This is a genomic window from Hydrobacter penzbergensis, from assembly GCF_900106985.1.
GTDB classification, from domain to species: Bacteria; Bacteroidota; Bacteroidia; order Chitinophagales; family Chitinophagaceae; genus Sediminibacterium; species Sediminibacterium magnilacihabitans.
Genome location: NZ_FNNO01000008.1, coordinates 152,079 through 167,698, shown reverse-complemented (window position 1 = coordinate 167,698; position 15,620 = coordinate 152,079). Strand labels below are relative to the sequence as shown.

Annotated in this window: 13 protein-coding genes; 5 read left to right on the top strand and 8 right to left on the bottom strand. The window is 43.4% G+C overall.

The features are described from left to right. Positions 1 to 86: 86 nt before the first annotated feature. From BLU98_RS10440 to BLU98_RS10420, 5 genes are all read right to left on the bottom strand, one after another. On the bottom strand, positions 87 to 2,315 hold the full coding sequence (locus tag BLU98_RS10440; RefSeq protein ID WP_092723972.1) for a right-handed parallel beta-helix repeat-containing protein: 2,229 nt from the start codon (positions 2,313 to 2,315) through the stop codon (positions 87 to 89). A 29-nt stretch (positions 2,316 to 2,344) separates the two neighbouring features. Further along, positions 2,345 to 3,217 (bottom strand): PKD domain-containing protein, encoded by an 873-nt coding sequence (locus BLU98_RS10435; protein WP_307777215.1) that lies wholly within the window; start codon positions 3,215 to 3,217, stop codon positions 2,345 to 2,347. Positions 3,218 to 3,232: 15 nt separating this feature from the next. Then, positions 3,233 to 4,744 (bottom strand): RagB/SusD family nutrient uptake outer membrane protein, encoded by a 1,512-nt coding sequence (locus BLU98_RS10430; RefSeq protein ID WP_257574892.1) that lies wholly within the window; start codon positions 4,742 to 4,744, stop codon positions 3,233 to 3,235. 11 nt (positions 4,745 to 4,755) lie between these two features. Beyond that, positions 4,756 to 8,154 carry a SusC/RagA family TonB-linked outer membrane protein gene (locus BLU98_RS10425; protein ID WP_257574891.1) on the bottom strand — a complete coding sequence of 1,133 codons (3,399 nt, stop codon included), beginning with the start codon at positions 8,152 to 8,154 and terminating at the stop codon, positions 4,756 to 4,758. A gap of 153 nt (positions 8,155 to 8,307) precedes the next feature. Further along, complete coding sequence (locus tag BLU98_RS10420) at positions 8,308 to 9,438, bottom strand: FecR family protein (RefSeq protein ID WP_092723969.1); 1,131 nt, start codon at positions 9,436 to 9,438, stop codon at positions 8,308 to 8,310. A 151-nt stretch (positions 9,439 to 9,589) separates the two neighbouring features. Here BLU98_RS10420 and BLU98_RS10415 point away from each other — a divergent pair, with 151 nt between their 5' ends. After that, complete coding sequence (locus BLU98_RS10415; RefSeq protein WP_092723968.1) at positions 9,590 to 9,838, top strand: hypothetical protein; 249 nt, start codon at positions 9,590 to 9,592, stop codon at positions 9,836 to 9,838. A gap of 1 nt (position 9,839) precedes the next feature. On the opposite strand, the gene BLU98_RS10410 is transcribed toward BLU98_RS10415, so the two are convergent. Together BLU98_RS10410 and BLU98_RS10405 are read right to left on the bottom strand one after the other, a co-directional pair. Next, complete coding sequence (locus tag BLU98_RS10410) at positions 9,840 to 10,229, bottom strand: hypothetical protein (RefSeq protein WP_092723967.1); 390 nt, start codon at positions 10,227 to 10,229, stop codon at positions 9,840 to 9,842. Between the two features lie 178 nt (positions 10,230 to 10,407). Then, positions 10,408 to 12,771 carry an alpha-L-rhamnosidase-related protein gene (locus BLU98_RS10405; protein ID WP_092723966.1) on the bottom strand — a complete coding sequence of 788 codons (2,364 nt, stop codon included), beginning with the start codon at positions 12,769 to 12,771 and terminating at the stop codon, positions 10,408 to 10,410. Positions 12,772 to 12,863: 92 nt separating this feature from the next. On the opposite strand from BLU98_RS10405, the gene BLU98_RS10400 reads away from it, so the two are divergent. The 4 genes from BLU98_RS10400 to BLU98_RS17825 all read left to right on the top strand — a co-directional run bounded on the left by BLU98_RS10400 (position 12,864) and on the right by BLU98_RS17825 (position 15,081). Continuing rightward, complete coding sequence (locus BLU98_RS10400; RefSeq protein ID WP_257574890.1) at positions 12,864 to 13,475, top strand: 5'-methylthioadenosine/S-adenosylhomocysteine nucleosidase family protein; 612 nt, start codon at positions 12,864 to 12,866, stop codon at positions 13,473 to 13,475. A 196-nt stretch (positions 13,476 to 13,671) separates the two neighbouring features. Then, positions 13,672 to 14,139, top strand: a complete 468-nt coding sequence (locus BLU98_RS10395) for a Crp/Fnr family transcriptional regulator (protein ID WP_257574889.1) — start codon at positions 13,672 to 13,674, stop codon at positions 14,137 to 14,139. A gap of 127 nt (positions 14,140 to 14,266) precedes the next feature. Next, positions 14,267 to 14,890, top strand: a complete 624-nt coding sequence (locus BLU98_RS10390) for an SDR family NAD(P)-dependent oxidoreductase (protein WP_257574888.1) — start codon at positions 14,267 to 14,269, stop codon at positions 14,888 to 14,890. Beyond that, complete coding sequence (locus tag BLU98_RS17825; protein WP_257574887.1) at positions 14,887 to 15,081, top strand: hypothetical protein; 195 nt, start codon at positions 14,887 to 14,889, stop codon at positions 15,079 to 15,081. Before BLU98_RS10390 ends, BLU98_RS17825 begins: the two co-directional genes overlap by 4 nt. On the opposite strand, the gene idi is transcribed toward BLU98_RS17825, so the two are convergent. After that, positions 15,069 to 15,599 carry an isopentenyl-diphosphate Delta-isomerase gene (idi, locus tag BLU98_RS10385; RefSeq protein ID WP_092724008.1) on the bottom strand — a complete coding sequence of 177 codons (531 nt, stop codon included), beginning with the start codon at positions 15,597 to 15,599 and terminating at the stop codon, positions 15,069 to 15,071. The genes BLU98_RS17825 and idi overlap by 13 nt on opposite strands. Between the last annotated feature and the right edge of the window lie 21 nt (positions 15,600 to 15,620).

Genomic DNA, 15,620 nt, shown 5'->3' with positions numbered 1-15,620 from the left:
AACTGCTTCAAATTGCTTGGCTTTTTATATAAAGGTATTCCCTCCCCCACTCGTGTTTTATCTCATCTATTCCCCCTTTGATATGGTCATTGCACCACTAGTTTATATATTCCTGCCCTGCCGGTTTTATCTGAAATATCAACGAGGTATATTCCCTTTCGCAACCCAGCCTGTTTTAAATTATCGATCCGGATAGTATTGATCCCCTCTGCAAGCGGGCTCCGCTTTTCCATAACCAGCCGACCTAACATATCCCGCACCCTGATCAAAACCATCCCTCCGGTACTTCGTACTGCCCTGATCGAAACATCTCCGGTTGTAGGATTCGGGTACAGGGAATAAGTATCTTTCCCCAAGACTGTTGTTATACGAAGGGCATTGAGGGCAGTTACCACAGGGCCGGCAGTGCAAGTAGTTACAAATTCCAGCGCTCCTGCATCAATGCGGCAACCCATGATCCTGTCATTAAAAATATAATCTACAAGGCCCGACACTGAATAGGATGCGGCAGGGTTACCTATATTATAAGCTGTGGAGCCTGAAACCAGTTTGAACCTGTCGGGGAAAACAGTACCTCCCACAAATACCGGGTCTGGCGAAGGAGCGGTAGCCAGTTCTATCCCGATTGAATTTGAGTCAAGACCCACCGTAGCTTTATAATTGACAGTGTTATACGTATTCCCTGTAAAGCCGGCAGCAGCGAAATCATAGTTAATGGCATTATTATACCCCGGTTCTATATAGTATAAATTATAATTCCAGTCAAGCAAGGTATTAATGTTGGTATTGATCAGGGCCGCACCTGTATATTGATTTGTTTTAAAAGGCTGCAACGCAATAATAGGTTTCCCTTTCCTCGACCTGAAAATATTATTCTGCACCACTATCTTGGCTCCCGGTAAATCATTACTATTACTCAGTCTTTGCGTGGTGATTTCAGAAGCATTGGGAAAAGTGTCGATAACGGCCACGCCACCCTGAATGATAACAAACCCGTTGGCGTCCTTTTTAGGGATCAGTGTTTTTACGGAAGTATTATTTCTGAACAATGTATTGTTGAGCACTTTGGTATTTTCAACCCAGGCGCTGTCGGCGTTACTTCCCAATATCATCCCTGTCCATACATTGTCATAGATGATATTGTTCCGGATAGTATGTCCGCCGGAATGGCTGTTGCTGGTTTCGTTACCTACCGAAACACCCACATGATTGTCGTATAGCCTATTCCTTTCCACCAGCACTGTTCTGGCCCCGTCGAGATAAATACCCGCAGAAGCTGCAATAGGAGAAAGGCAGTTGTACACTGTATTGTCTGTAATGGTACCATTACGGGCATAATTTTGTGAGGCTGGTGTGCTGAATCCGTTGGCCGGGTCGAGCACCCACCTATAGTTTCCGGCAGCCACAATACCGATATTTTTTATATCGTACACCAGGTTATTGGTAATCTTAAAAGTGTCCAGGTAACCGTTCATGGTAATGGCTTCTGTCCATCCCGGTATACAATGATGCACTTCGCTGCCATCGATGGTAATATTTGTCATTACGGTAGCCGCTGAACCCAGTACGTTCACAGGCCCCGCATTGTCATTCGGCCATGCATTCCGCAGTATTTTCTTTTCAGCTTCTGTGAGCAAACTGTCGGCTTTAAAGGGATCTACATTTGAAGTCCATGAAATATCGCTGATATCACTGTTTAATACACTAACATAGCGGCAATTACTTGCTACCTGGATACCAAATTTTACATCCTTCTTGCATTCATATATAGTATCGCCATAAGGCGTTCTTACCGGCTGACCATTGTACATAGATATTACAGTGGGCCTCGTGGCAGTGTATGTTCCATCGGTATTTTTCCATTTTGTAGAGTCAGGATTGTTGCGCAAACCGGCAATGGTAAAGCTCTGCAGTTTTACATATTGAGCGCTGTCGGTAAAAGTTACAATAGCCGCAAAGGTTTTTTTATACAGGCTGTCGCCTCTTATGGTAGCGGCAAACGGCACATCCGATTTGATGGTAAGCCATTTTCCATTCCTGCCGCAATTGTACCGGTTAACAATAACCATATCATTAGGCCCGGGGTAATAGGTACCCGCTCTTACAATAATCACTTCATCTGTTACCATACCGGCCAAACCGTTGGCCTGTCTTTTGTCCAGCGCCTTTCGTATGGTCTTAAACGGCTGGGTGCTGGAACCGGTTTCAATGGCGCCGGTGTACGCTGCATCTACATAAATAGAATCTCTGGTCTGGCTGTTTGCGGTGATGGAGAAAAAAAAGAAATAAATAATATGGTAAAATTTCAGTTTCATGTTATTAGGTTTTAGTGGAGATCATTGTTTTAATCCTCCATATTGAGGAAAAAGGCGGGTGTTCCGGGATCGGGGAATATTCCCAGGGTTGCACTCCAGTCGTATTTGGTGGCAGTCATGGCAAGTTTCAGTCCTTTACCGGTCAGGTTTTTAATCTTGGACCGTATCAATCTGCCTTCAAATTTCAGGATACCGCCACTGTCCTGGACCGTACCTATTTCATAAAAATCTGTAATAGTCTGGTAATCGAAAGTGAAGCTGTTTTGAGGACCGGTATGATAAAACATATCGAACCAGTTGTTCAGCGGCTGGCCTTCCAACAACACATCAATGCCAGCTCCTTTGGCAACCCATGTGGTTAATCCGGTAGCTGGGTTGTTATCGGCATCTATGTAAACGTCAAGAATGTCATTATTTGCTTTTGAGGATGCCATTTCAATGTAGAAATAAATGTTCTCCGCGTCATAATCCATTTTCACCTTGCGAAATATGCCGCCACCCGCGCCAGGCGCCGATATCCTTATATTATGTGTTACGGTATCCCAATCAGAAAAACTGTTGTCGTGCAGGTTGATCGATGAGCTCTTTGATATCCGCAGCACGGTAGAAGCATCATTTGTTTTGCCATTTCCGGAAGTGGCATAAAGCGTGGGAACATATTTCCCCTTTCCTGCATAAGCATGGGTGGGATTGGCATCTGTTGAAGTAACACCATCGCCAAAGTCCCATTTATACGAAACGGCGCCATTCGTCTTGTTCGTGAACTTTACCGTGTAGGCATTTACAGAATAGGAAAATAAAACATCAGGTCCCGGATCAACGGCATCCTTCTTGCAAGATGGAAGTACCATCATAAGGTATAAGGGCAGTACTATATAAAGTAAATATTTTGAGTGTTTCATAAAATTCATTTATGGTTATTGATTCTGACGGCATAAAGCGTTCACCTGTATCTCGTCGACCGGCAAATAATAAATGATGCGGTTATTGGTATATGGGATCAGCATATTGGCATAGCCGCTCGGCTGCTGCGATAAATTAATATCCGATTCTTTCAAACCAGGCAGGTGATAGCCCCAGTAGGTACGGTTCAGCGTTTGCTTATTCCGGTACACATCAAACACACGATGTCCTTCAAATGACAGTTCCAGTCTTCTTTCTTTCAATACAATATCCAGCGCGGTCTTGCCTGCAGGAACTGTACCATTGTACAGGGATGCAGACAAGCCCCTGTTATTGCGGATGGTGTCCAGGTCGCTCAGGGCGCCTGCAACATTTCCCAATTTGGTTTTAGCTTCCGCCCGGTTTAAATACATTTCGGCCAAACGGAACATGATAGGAGAACTCAATGTTGGGCTATTGTTCTGGAAAGAAAATTTAGAGACATAGTATATTTCAATTCCATTTTTCTTTTGTACTGCTCCGGAACTATTTTTTAAGGGAACGATGTATTTTAAGCGAACGTCATTAGGCTGGTCGCTCATCGTGTCTCTTAATGATTTTGATGCAAACTCTTCGCCCCAGCCTGAATTGCCATCCGAATACAACATGGAAGCAATAGAGCCGAATTTTCCATAATCATCTATACTGTTGAATGCGATACAAAATATGGTCTCCCTGCCCGCGAGTGCATTGGCAAACAAAGAAGGAAAACTTGCCGCAGTTTCAAGACTGAACCTTCCGGAACCAATCACTTTATTGGCATAATCAATGGCTTTTGCGTTATCTTCTTTATAAAGGTTCACCCTCGACAATAAGGCCCACGCAGCTTCTTTAGAAGCGAACTGAATGCCTCTCGGCACATTCATCAGGGAGGCAGATTTTTCCGCATCAGCAATTACTGCGTCGTAAACTTCTTTTACTGTTGCCCGGGCTTTCTGGGAAGCATCACTGGTAGAAGTTCTGATGATCACTCCCGGCGACTGCGGGTCAACGGTATAGGGTTTGGCAAAAAGCCTCACCAGGTTAAAATGCGCAAAAGCCCGTAAGAAATAACATTCCCCGATCAATTGTTGCGTTGCCTGGTCCGGATTGGAAATTTTTGAGGCGGCTTCAATTACCGTATTCGCATCGTTGATGATCTTATACGAAATGTACCAGAAGTACCTGGTATTTGTCTGCGCAGGTGAATGGTTCAAAGTGAAGCTGCTCATAAACGGATCGGTAGTTACCTGTCCGCATGCAATATCGTCGCTGGCAAAGTCGGCCATCTGGAAATATTGCCGCAGGTACATATTGGTCATATCTTTTGTACCATTGAAAGGCACATGGTCCTTGAATAAAGAATAGGCGCCGTTCACCGCGCTGGTAAGACCTTCTTTTGTCTGCACCAGTGAACTGGTTGTAATCGTATCGCTTGGCGTAATTTCTTTAATACAACCCGAAACAAGCATGCTGGTAAGCGTAAGCAGGCTGAATATTTTTTTCATGGTCATATGGTTTAAAAACTAAGGTTAATATTGAATAAAAACTGCCGATTGTTAGGATACTTGAAATCAGATACTCCCGGCATGATATAAGTTCCCGGTGTGATGGTCGTTTGAGGATCCTGCCCTAAAAATCTGGTAAACGTGTACACATTGTCTGCACTTACAGCAACGGTAGCCCCTTTCAGTCTCAATTGCTGGATCCATTTCCCGGGTAAAGCATAACTGAGCGTAACATTCCGTATAGAGAGAAAACTTCCATCCTTCAAATACCTGCTTGATGTTTGTGTTGAGTTGGCCGAGTTCTGCGGACTGGGATTGGTAGCCATATCTCCGGGCCTGGCCCATATACTATAGTCTTTGGGCAACACGATCTGGTTGAGATAAGGCTCACTTCCATCATTCATCACAAAACGAAGGTTATTGCTGAACACCTTATTGCCCGACAAAAAATAAGCGTTTACGCTCAGTGAAAAGTTTTTATACCGCAGCTGGTTGGTAATGCCTCCCTGGAAATTCGGCAAAGCGGAACCCACTTCCTGGAAAGAAGCCTGCGCATAGTCTGAAGTCATTTCCGTTTTGGTTACATTTCCCTGTGCGTCCTTGGTTTGTTTTTCCCATTGCGGCTGTCCTGTCTGGCTGTCTACTCCCGCCCATTTAGGCATGTAAAATTCATACAGGTTTCCTCCATTGCGATATACCTGTGATATGGCCCATGGACCTGTTCGGATAATGGGATTTTTCAGCCCTTGTATTTTATTGCTGTTGAAATTAATGTTGAAATCGGTTGACCATTCAAAGTAGCGATGCCGGATATTAACCGTATTCAGGCTCAGTTCGATTCCTTTATTTTCAATCTCGCCTGCATTTTCCCAACGTTGTTCAAATCCAATGGAAAGAGGTTGAGACACCTGTAATAATAAGTTTTTGGTGATGTTACGGTAAACATCCACCGTAATTCCTACCCTTTTAAAGAGTGTTATGTCTACTCCTCCGTTAAACTGATACTTGCTTTCCCATGTCAGGTTCGGACTGGGCAATTGTAAAGGTGTGGCGGCGGTTTGTGAATTGTACTGGCTTGAGAGGGAATACAACCCAAGATAGCGCGAGGCGCCTATATCCTGTGTACCGGTTATTCCATAACTGGCGCGCAGTTTAAGATCGCTGATGATCTTGCTCCTGAAAAACGATTCATTGCTGATCATCCATGCACCGGAAACAGAAGGAAAAGAAGCATACCGGTTGGATTTCGGAAAATTAGATGACCCGTCAACCCTATAAGAAGCGGTCAGGAAATACCTGTTTGCATACCCATAATTGACTTGTGACAACAATGACTGAATCGCCGTTTCACTGTTAAAACCTGTAACCCTTATATTGTTCGACACAGCATTCAGCACACTCAAACCTGGCGGCAATCCCCTGCCTGTGCCTCCTTGTGATTCTGTTCTGCTTTTTTCAAAAGCAGCGCCCACCAGGCCGCTGATATTGTGGTTATTATGGTTGAAATTAAACTTGAAGAAGTTATTGGAAACAATACCATAATTCAAAACATTGTTCTCATCAAGGTAACCGGTACCATGATAAGAACCCGCCACATCAGGTGAATAATAATTACTTCCCTTGTTGTAGCCTGCCGCAAGACGATTACTGCTGCTGAAATTCAGCCATTTGGTAATTCCTATATTCAGCACTACATCATAGTTGGCATCGAACCCTTTATAAACATGGTTTGAGTTTTTAATGGTATGAATGGGGTTTACCTTGTCTCTGCTCCACCATTTAAAGGAAGCATTACCATCCACATACAACACATGGCCGGCGCTATCGTACGGATTATCCCAGGGAAGATTCAGGTACGCATAATAAATATCACTGTAATCATAGCTCTTACCTGTAAAGGCGCTCAGGTTGATATTATTGGTGATGTTTATTTTTTTATTGAACCGGTAATTGGTGTTGCCCCGCAGGTTCAGTCGTTTGAAGTTGGTATTCATGAAAGTACCGTCCTCATTGTAATAAGTAGCGCCGAAATAATAATCGATCTTTTCAGATTTTGCAGCTACAGAAACATGGTAGTTTTGTATGATGGCCGGTTTAAAAATGGTGGTAAGCCAATCTGCATTGCTGCTTTCCAGCGACCGGGGCCTTTCGCTGTAAAATTTCAACAGGTCAATTTTATATGAATTACCTGTATCGGTAGGAATATAATCGCGGTACAATTCTTTTTGATAACGATAGAGCTGGCTTCCATTCATCATTTTCATTTTACCAAAATCGGGTGTACGAAATCCCGTAGTGATCCTGGCTTCATAATGCGGTTCTCCTGACCGCGCTTTTTTTGTAGTGATGATGATCACACCGCCATTTGCCTGCGAACCGTACATAGCGGTAGCTCCTGCGTCTTTCAATACGGTAATATTTTCCACATCATTCGGATCGTAATTCCCGCCGATAATGCCATCCACCACAAACAAAGGAGTTTGTGCAGCGTTTACAGATGAAATACCGCGTAACCGGATCTCAGCTGCCGATCCCGGAACACCTGAACTGTTGATCACCTGCAAACCAGCCACCTTGCCCTGGAGCATGGCTCCAACGTCGTTTGAAGTAACATCGTTCAGCTTTTTAGCATCAATGACCTGTACCGAGCTGGTCAATTCACTCCTTTTCTTATCGTTATAACCCAGCACAATTACGTCATTCAATTTATTCGTACTCAATTGTAAACGGATAACAATGACAGACCGGCTCAATGCGGGTTTGTTAGCGAGATGGTATTCTTCTGACAGATAGCCGGTAAAAGAGATAACAAGTGTGGCATTCGCATCAATACCTGTAAGCTTGAAACGGCCATTGGCATCCGTAACCACTCCTTTGCTGGTTGATTTAACAAAAACCGAGGCTCCTGCAAGCGCCTGCCCCTCCTGCGCAAGGACAATGCCCTCGATATCAATACCAGGCGGATCGATAACAGTTGGCTCGTTCAGGGGCGCCAGGGAATGAGAAGCCTGGTTTTTCCGGCTGATCACGATCGTTTTATTCATGATGGAATAACCAACGGGCTGGTCTTTCAGGCACATGTCCAGCACCTCATTTACGGGCAGGTCCTTAACGTGTAAGGTTACGTGCTTTGCATTCCTGATGGAGGCTGCATCGAAGAAGAAAATATACTCCGTCTGTTTTTCAATTGCAGAAAAAATTTTCTGGAGCGGCACATCCTTTCCCTTAACAGTTACTTTTTGTGCAGTGCTTTTTGCATGTACATGGAGAATGGCAGCAGTGAGTAAAATAAATGTAAGCCGCATAGCTTTCACCATTTGTCGGGATACTGCTTTCTTTCTGGATCCGGATCTTCCTTTTCTATTACCGGGAGGTGGTAGAAAGCAGGGTTCCCAAGTCAATAATTTCATAACTTGCAGTGTTTGGGCCTGCCTGGCAACAGGCGGGTTTTGAAATGAATAATTCCTACAGGTTTTATTTTCAACTTATCCAAACAGGCCAGGAGCAGCGCAAATGCTCCTGGCTGTTTTTTATACTTAAATACCAGCGCTCATTTTGCCAGGTTACTGAGCAGCTGTTACTAAAAGTTTTTTTCCTTCTACCCTGAACTTTACATCCATTTTTTGAAGAATTTCCAATATCTGAGACAACGAAAGGTCTCTCTGCATCTGACCTCCAAATTCTCTTTCGGGAATAGCGCCCTCATAAACAACCTCCAGGTCGTACCATCTCGCCAATTGCCGCAATACGGTAGACAGGCTGGCATTGTCAAAATTGAACCTTCCATTCTTCCAGGCCATCACAGCATCGAGATCCACTTCTTTTGTTATATGGATGTTTTTAGATACCCTCGCCTGCTCTCCGGGTTTCAGCAACCCGCTGCCGGTTTTATTACTTATTTTAACGGCCCCTTCTAACAATGTTACCCTGATATCCTGCTCATCATCATAAGCATTGACATTGAAATGGGTTCCCAGCACAGTAACTTTTGTATCTCCATGTGTAACGACAAACGGCCATGTTTTTGCTTTTTCTACTTCAAAATACATTTCACCGGTTGCAGTCAACTCTCTTGAATGCTGATTAAATACAATAGGAAAAGTAAGGGAGCTTTCGGCATTGAGCCACACATGGCTGCCGTCAGATAAAGCAAGATCGATTACCTTGCTTCCTTTGGGATTGGTAATGGTATGATAAGTAACCTTGTCTGAACTGCCTGAATAAGCGATCTTGCCATCCGCTAATTTGATTAACTGCACATTTCCTTCTGTGGCAAGACTGCCATTGGCTGCACTGTCAAGGTAAACTGTTCTGCCATTACCGAGCGTGATCATAGCACGGTTGGTCACCGGCGCCTGGATATCACTGATTTTGGCAATGGTATTAACCGGCTTCGGCTTTTCATTCCATAAGAAATAGGTGGTTGCGGCCATCAGTAACAAAATTGCTGCGGCCGCGGCAGTTGCCCGGCGTTTGTAAAATGGAATGATCCTGGCCTTGTTCCCGGACGGCTTTTGTACCAGCTCACTAAGATTACGCCCCACTTTTTCCAGCAGCCGGCGGTCGGCTTTGCTCAAGTCGCCTTGCCTGGCCGATAATTTTTCATAATACGCTTCCACCAGTCTCCGCTCTGCGACAGTGGCAGTCCCGTCAAGGTATTTGTCAAGTAACGCCTGGAATGTCTGTTTTTTCATGGGCCGGACAGGTTTGTAAACTCCCTTTATCTTTCAGAGGTGAGAGAATCAAGGTCATACCCTACGATCCACATTATTTTTTCTTGAATTTTTTTTTAAGGTGTAAGTCAACAGGAAAGGCTAAACCGTATTTTTTTGTGAAATCTTAACAATGAAGGGGAAATTGCCCCTGTTTGGAGGTCACTTACGATCCGGCAGAAGACAAAACATTTCTAGCTTTCTTAATCAAGAAAAAATAGTAAATATGACTATGCTTACAGCTAAAACACATACACCTGCTGGGAAAGGAAAAGAGCCTTCGTTTACAAAGAGGCAGGTTAAAAGTTCGTCTTTTAAAGAAAAGATCGAAAAAGCCAATGAATTATTAAGTGCCACGGTTTTACTTAAGAAAAAGAAATAGGTTACTTAGCGCTGAAATCCTGGTTACTGAATGGAGGTGCAGAAGGTATTGTAATGACATTAAATGCATGCCCTGTTGCCTGGTGACAGGTATTGCAAGTTGTTGTAAGAATATGAAAGCTATTTTTAAATTGAAGACTGTTTTTTTGTTGAATGGCATTGCTTACACTTTGAAGCGATGAATCGATCATTCCGATAAACTTGGTCTCCGGCCGGTCTGTACAATACATTTTTATATTGTCCATGCTCTCTTTGATCTCATTGATTTCAAAATCGGCCAGCTTCCAGTTCTGATTGACTCCCGCAAACCAAAGCTTGTTGTGATGCACCTGGATGCCGCTCATAAACTCTCCGAATCCCGGTTTGTACGTTTTATTGATTTGCGCTTGCAAGCTATCTATTTGCCTTTGCAATGATTGCGTATTCGAGTTGGACGAATTACAAGCCCAAAGCAATATGACTATAGTTAATAACAAAATACATTTCATAGCTATAGATTTTGTTACACACCTAAAGTTAACCCGTCAACGCAAATCAAAGAAGCCGTGAGCCCTGTTTTAATAATGTGCTCTATAATATTTGCACATGCTGCTCGCCCGGTTTCAACGCCAGCGTTTTCCCGTTCCAATTAAATGTTCCGGAAGTGTTAGCGGGCAGTACTATTGTGCCCTCAATTCCGTTTGCACCTTTTCGTTGCAGGTCAACAGCAATGGTGCCGTCCGGATGCGGCATGGTGCCTTTTATGGAAGTCAGTTCCCCTGGCGCCGGCGCGATATTTATTTTTTTGAAGCCCGGTGCCGCAGGTTCAATACCACAAATGGTTGCCAGGAAATCATACACAGGACTGGCGCTCCACGCATGGCAATCGGAACGCGTGGGATCCGGGTTTTCAGCAAAAGTGGTCAATCCATTCGCCAGCATATCGCGCCAGGGTTTCAAATTGCTGTAATAACTGTTGGACATGCCTGCTGCTTTCATAGCGCGGGTAAGATAGAACCGGTAATAAAAAGTGGCCTGGCTGAGGCTCTTATCGGTTAAAATGGTTTGCAACACTTTTTGCATATCATGCTGCGGAATACTGCCTGTTAAGATAGCCATGATACTGGCATGCTGGCTGAATGTATTCTTGAGCGGCGTATTGGCCATTGCATTTTTTGTTGCATCAAAACAATAACGGTAGGTGTTTTTTATGAGCGCCGATGCTAATGATTCATAATGCGTCGCCTCTTCTTTCTTCCCAAAATAATTGAACAAACCGGCTGCCTGTTTTAATGTGTAAGCATACTGTAAAGAAATGATGGAACTGTTGCCATCAGTAGCCCCATCGGGAACACCACCGGGGAAACTGTTGTTCCAATCTACAAAGTTCCACCACTTCATAGGGCCTAGCATCTGTTTGCCGGCATCTATCTTTTTTTCATACCACCCTAGCACTGCACGTACCGCCTGCAGCTTGTCTTCAATAAACGCATCATCGCGCCGCAGCATCCAGTAATCATGGATCATGCTAATCCAGAAAAGAGAAAAAGTGGGGATGATCTGGAAACGACTGCTCGGATAACGGCTCTGCGTTAACCCCTCTGGTACCTGCGAGTTGTGAAAATCAATAATGGCTTTACGCATCAGCCGGTCGTCTCCGGTAATGTACAAAGAAATCAGGCATTGGATACGGGTATCCGCCGCATATTGTAATTGCTCATAATAGGGACAATCGAAATAATTTTCCCCGGCGCAGAGCCTTGCAGTGCGCCAGCCCACATCCCAAATATTTTTTAAAGAAGGGTCGTTACTGCTGAATGATGCTTTCTGCACAAAGGGATAGCCTGTATACTGTCCATATAAGTCTTCTATCGTAAGCGGCTCATTGCCCGTTGTAATATCCAGTTGCAGGTAACGGAAAGTGCGGAACCACAGCGGCCTGAAAAGCCTGTTTTGGCCACCATCAGGCAAGAAAATATCATAGTTGCCTGCTATGTTTTTACCTTCAATCTCGTTCCGGTTGCCCTTGATATGATTGGTATCAAACAATGCTTCTGCATATGTAAGTTTTACCGCACTCCCCTTCCCCCCGCTTACATTCAATTCAGGATAAGCCACCGTATTAAATGTTTGATCGAGTAAAATACTTACAGTGGCATTTGCCGGAATAGTTACCGGATGATTGCCCGCAATAAAACCTGCATCCTCGATGCCCGATTTCCTCCTTACACTAACGATGCGTTGCAACGATTCTTCCATCTGCGGAATGGAACGCGGCGCGAGCGTCCATAAATTATCCGTACCATAACCTTCGGGCTGGGCTCCGGTTACAACCACAGCCTGCTGCCATTTACTATCGTCGAAGTTCCGGGTCTGCCATCCCCAGGGGTAAGCGCTGGCATCTACTTTATCACCCGGACCAATGACCATATAAGTACGCAGCTTTGCACCATTTTCCAAAGAGCATGGCGAGTAAGCGCTGTCTTTACAGGCTTTCCAGGAATTATTCGTGTTGAGTATCTGTTCCGCATCACCATCTCCCTGCAATAAAAAGCCTGTCTGGTTGCTCATCTGCGGAACCGCCGCATATTCTGCCATATTCCAAACCTGTGCGGCAATGATATTATCGCCTTCGTGTAATTGTGGGGCGATATCAACCGTTTCGAAATTCCAGTGATTGAGGTCACATCTGGCCGGGCCGGCCGACACCATTTTTTCGTTCACAAACAAGCGATACCGGTTATCTGCAGAAACATGTATGATGAACTGTTGCGGCTTTTTGTCTACATGCAGCACTTTCCTGAAATGATATACGCCATAGGCCCTTTGCGCTATTCCGGAACAACTGATCCACCGGGCCTTCCATAAGCCGTTTAATAATTGGGGATTGATAGGTTGCTGAGCCTGGGCATGTAAGATGATGAATATACCCAGCACACCTGTAATTTTTTTCATATGGCAGCGGTTTTGCTGAAATTACACAAATATTAAAAACAACTATCCCGTACTTACCGGCGATCGCTATCATAGTTTAAAATAAAGCATCTTTGCGTCTCAAAAATCAGCAACAACTGATGATACACATTAATAAAAACCATTCATTTCCCCTGGAGAATGTACTGTTCTCATTTGCACTGGCATCGGAAGCTGCCGATGTTTTTGAAGGATATCATACACTGATCACCGGAATAGGAAAAGTAAATGCGGCTTATGAATTAACAAAAGCCATTCAACACAAAAGACCCGCATTGATCGCTAATCTTGGATCGGCAGGAAGCAATGTGTTTCAGAAAGGATCGGTTGTTTGTTGTACCAAATTTGTACAAAGAGATATGGATGTGCGGGGCGTGGGATACGCACAATACGAAACGCCTTTATCTGGTTTGCCTCCCCTGCTCGAATATGGCTTAACGATGGATGGTTTGCCCGAAAGCATTTGCGGAACGGGTGATAATTTTGAAATGGGGCATTCCGCTACAGTTTACAACGTGGTAGATATGGAAGCCTATGTATTAGCCATGATAGCTATGAAAGAGCAGATCCCGTTCTTATGCCTCAAATATATTTCAGATGGCGCCGATGATGATGCAGCAGAAGACTGGACTGTTCAGGTTCATAAGGCAGCCATAGCCTATGGGAAGATTTTGAAATTGAATTAGTTCAACAGGCACACACATTAATCAACTTTTGTATTTATCTTTATATGGATTTAGTGTTCACTTGCCGTTCCGGCAGACTGAACACTAATCTTGCCAAAGTACAAATGCTCTTCCGTTAGCAGTAACGGTACAACTGACCCCGCGAGTAAAAAATTCTTAGATGTCAATGGATCAAATCAGGCAAACAATAAGACAAATGATTGAAATTTCAGATAAGGAGTTTGAAAATTTCCTGAGTCGTTGTATTGTAAAAAAATTTAAACGTTATGAAGTAGTGAGCCGGCCCAACATTGTTCCCAATGAAATTTTTTTTGTCAACAAAGGGCTCATTCGGGTTATTGTAACAGACAAAGATGGTACAGAACATTCCTTGCATTTCGCTTTGGAGAATCAATTTATTGCCGACTATTCTGCTTTCATGTTAAAACAACCTTCACTGTACACCTTGCAAACCGAAGAAGAAACGGAAACAGTTGTAATGCCCAGGGCAGCGATTGAATGGGGATACAAAAATTTAAAACAAGGCGATAAGTTAGGCAGATTAATTGCCGAGGTTTTTCCGAACATACATGACCGTGTACCACAACATATGATTGCCTCTTACCTGGGCATTACGCCGATTCATTTGAGCAGGTTGAAAAAAGCAAGTATCAAAAAAATCTAAACATTTGTTATCGTTTTAAAATTGCTCTTCAAATAGTTTTGCTGGCAAATGCTCCGGCTGTTTGCCGTGCTTGTTCTTGTTCAGGCATTGCAGGCCAAGCCATTTGTTATGCCAAAATAAAAACATCATGCAACTATCAGCTAAGGAAAAAAAGAGATTGAAAACCAAATACGGAGATTGGGCCATTGTTACAGGCGCCACATCGGGAATTGGCCTGGAGTTAGCAACGCAATTAGCAAATGCAGATTTCAATCTCATCCTCAACTCAAGGCATTTAGAAAAATTAAAGTCAGTCCAATATAATTTGAAGTTTAAAAATAACATTCAAATAAAAATTGTCGACGCAGATATATCAGAGCCATCAGGTGTTGAAAAAATTATCCAGGCTGCGCAAAACCTTGGTGTTGGCCTGCTTATCAACAATGCAGGTGTTGGCACTTCAGGATTGTTTGTCGACGCTTCGCTTCATTCAGAAATAAATATGCTTCGTTTAAATTGCGAAACAGTGCTTTCACTGACTCATTATTTTAGCCAAAAGTTTAAACAACAACAACGAGGTGGAATTATTTTTTTGAGTTCTTTGGTGGCGTTTCAGGGAGTACCCTATGCGGCCAATTATGCCGCTACTAAAGCCTACATACAATCATTTGCCGAGGCATTATCAGTAGAACTAAAACCTTTCAATGTTGTGATGTGCTGGCAGCGGCTCCAGGACCCGTCGAAAGCGGTTTCGGTCAACGGGCTGATATGAAAATGAATAAAGCATTAAAACCATCCGAAATCGGGGCACCCATTTTATCAGCACTGGGAAAACAAAGAAATGTTATTCCAGGGTTGCTTTCAAAAGTATTGGTGTATTCATTGAGAATTCTTCCGAGATCTGCAAAAATAAAAATCATGCAAACAGTGATGGAAGGATTTACGAAACATCAGAGAGAATAAACCGCAGAAATATTATCCCATATTTTTGCAACAATCTCTCTGAACCAACAAGTAAACTGTTCAGGATGTTTTTCAATTTCAGTCCTCAAATCTTTCCTGGAAATCCATTTAAAATCCTCTACCTCCATAATATTAGGTTTGGGCTGTAAATCTGAATAACCAATAAAGACATGGTCAAACTCATGTTCAATCAAGTTATTTTCAACCTTTGACCTGTAAACGAAAGAAAACAAAAAATCCAGTTCACAGCTAAGCCCCATTTCAAACATTAATCGTTCTCTGGCACTTTGTTTCACATTTTCACCCAATTGGGGGTGCGAGCAACAGGTATTGGTCCATAGGCCCGCTCCGTGGTATTTCTGCTTGCCTCTTTTTTGTAAAAGCATTTCACCCTTGCTATTAAATATAAGAATTGAAAAAGCCCTATGAAGCGCTCCCTTTAAATGAGCTTCCATTTTGTCCATTTCGCCAATAGCATGGTCCTGGCGATTTACTAATACTACATTATCTCTTTTCATTACTTTACACATTGAATATTT

What these genes read in the sequence shown, in the direction of transcription:
- BLU98_RS10415 (WP_092723968.1), top strand. Translation starts at nt 9,590, where the DNA reads ATGAAGGGGAAATTGCCCCTGTTTGGAGGTCACTTACGATCCGGCAGA.
- BLU98_RS10425 (WP_257574891.1), bottom strand. Translation starts at nt 8,154, where the DNA reads ATGAAATTATTGACTTGGGAACCCTGCTTTCTACCACCTCCCGGTAAT.
- BLU98_RS10435 (WP_307777215.1), bottom strand. Translation starts at nt 3,217, where the DNA reads ATGAAACACTCAAAATATTTACTTTATATAGTACTGCCCTTATACCTT.
- BLU98_RS10440 (WP_092723972.1), bottom strand. Translation starts at nt 2,315, where the DNA reads ATGAAACTGAAATTTTACCATATTATTTATTTCTTTTTTTTCTCCATC.
- BLU98_RS17825 (WP_257574887.1), top strand. Translation starts at nt 14,887, where the DNA reads ATGAAAATGAATAAAGCATTAAAACCATCCGAAATCGGGGCACCCATT.
- BLU98_RS10420 (WP_092723969.1), bottom strand. Translation starts at nt 9,438, where the DNA reads ATGAAAAAACAGACATTCCAGGCGTTACTTGACAAATACCTTGACGGG.
- BLU98_RS10405 (WP_092723966.1), bottom strand. Translation starts at nt 12,771, where the DNA reads ATGAAAAAAATTACAGGTGTGCTGGGTATATTCATCATCTTACATGCC.
- BLU98_RS10430 (WP_257574892.1), bottom strand. Translation starts at nt 4,744, where the DNA reads ATGAAAAAAATATTCAGCCTGCTTACGCTTACCAGCATGCTTGTTTCG.
- BLU98_RS10395 (WP_257574889.1), top strand. Translation starts at nt 13,672, where the DNA reads ATGATTGAAATTTCAGATAAGGAGTTTGAAAATTTCCTGAGTCGTTGT.
- BLU98_RS10390 (WP_257574888.1), top strand. Translation starts at nt 14,267, where the DNA reads ATGCAACTATCAGCTAAGGAAAAAAAGAGATTGAAAACCAAATACGGA.
- idi (WP_092724008.1), bottom strand. Translation starts at nt 15,599, where the DNA reads ATGAAAAGAGATAATGTAGTATTAGTAAATCGCCAGGACCATGCTATT.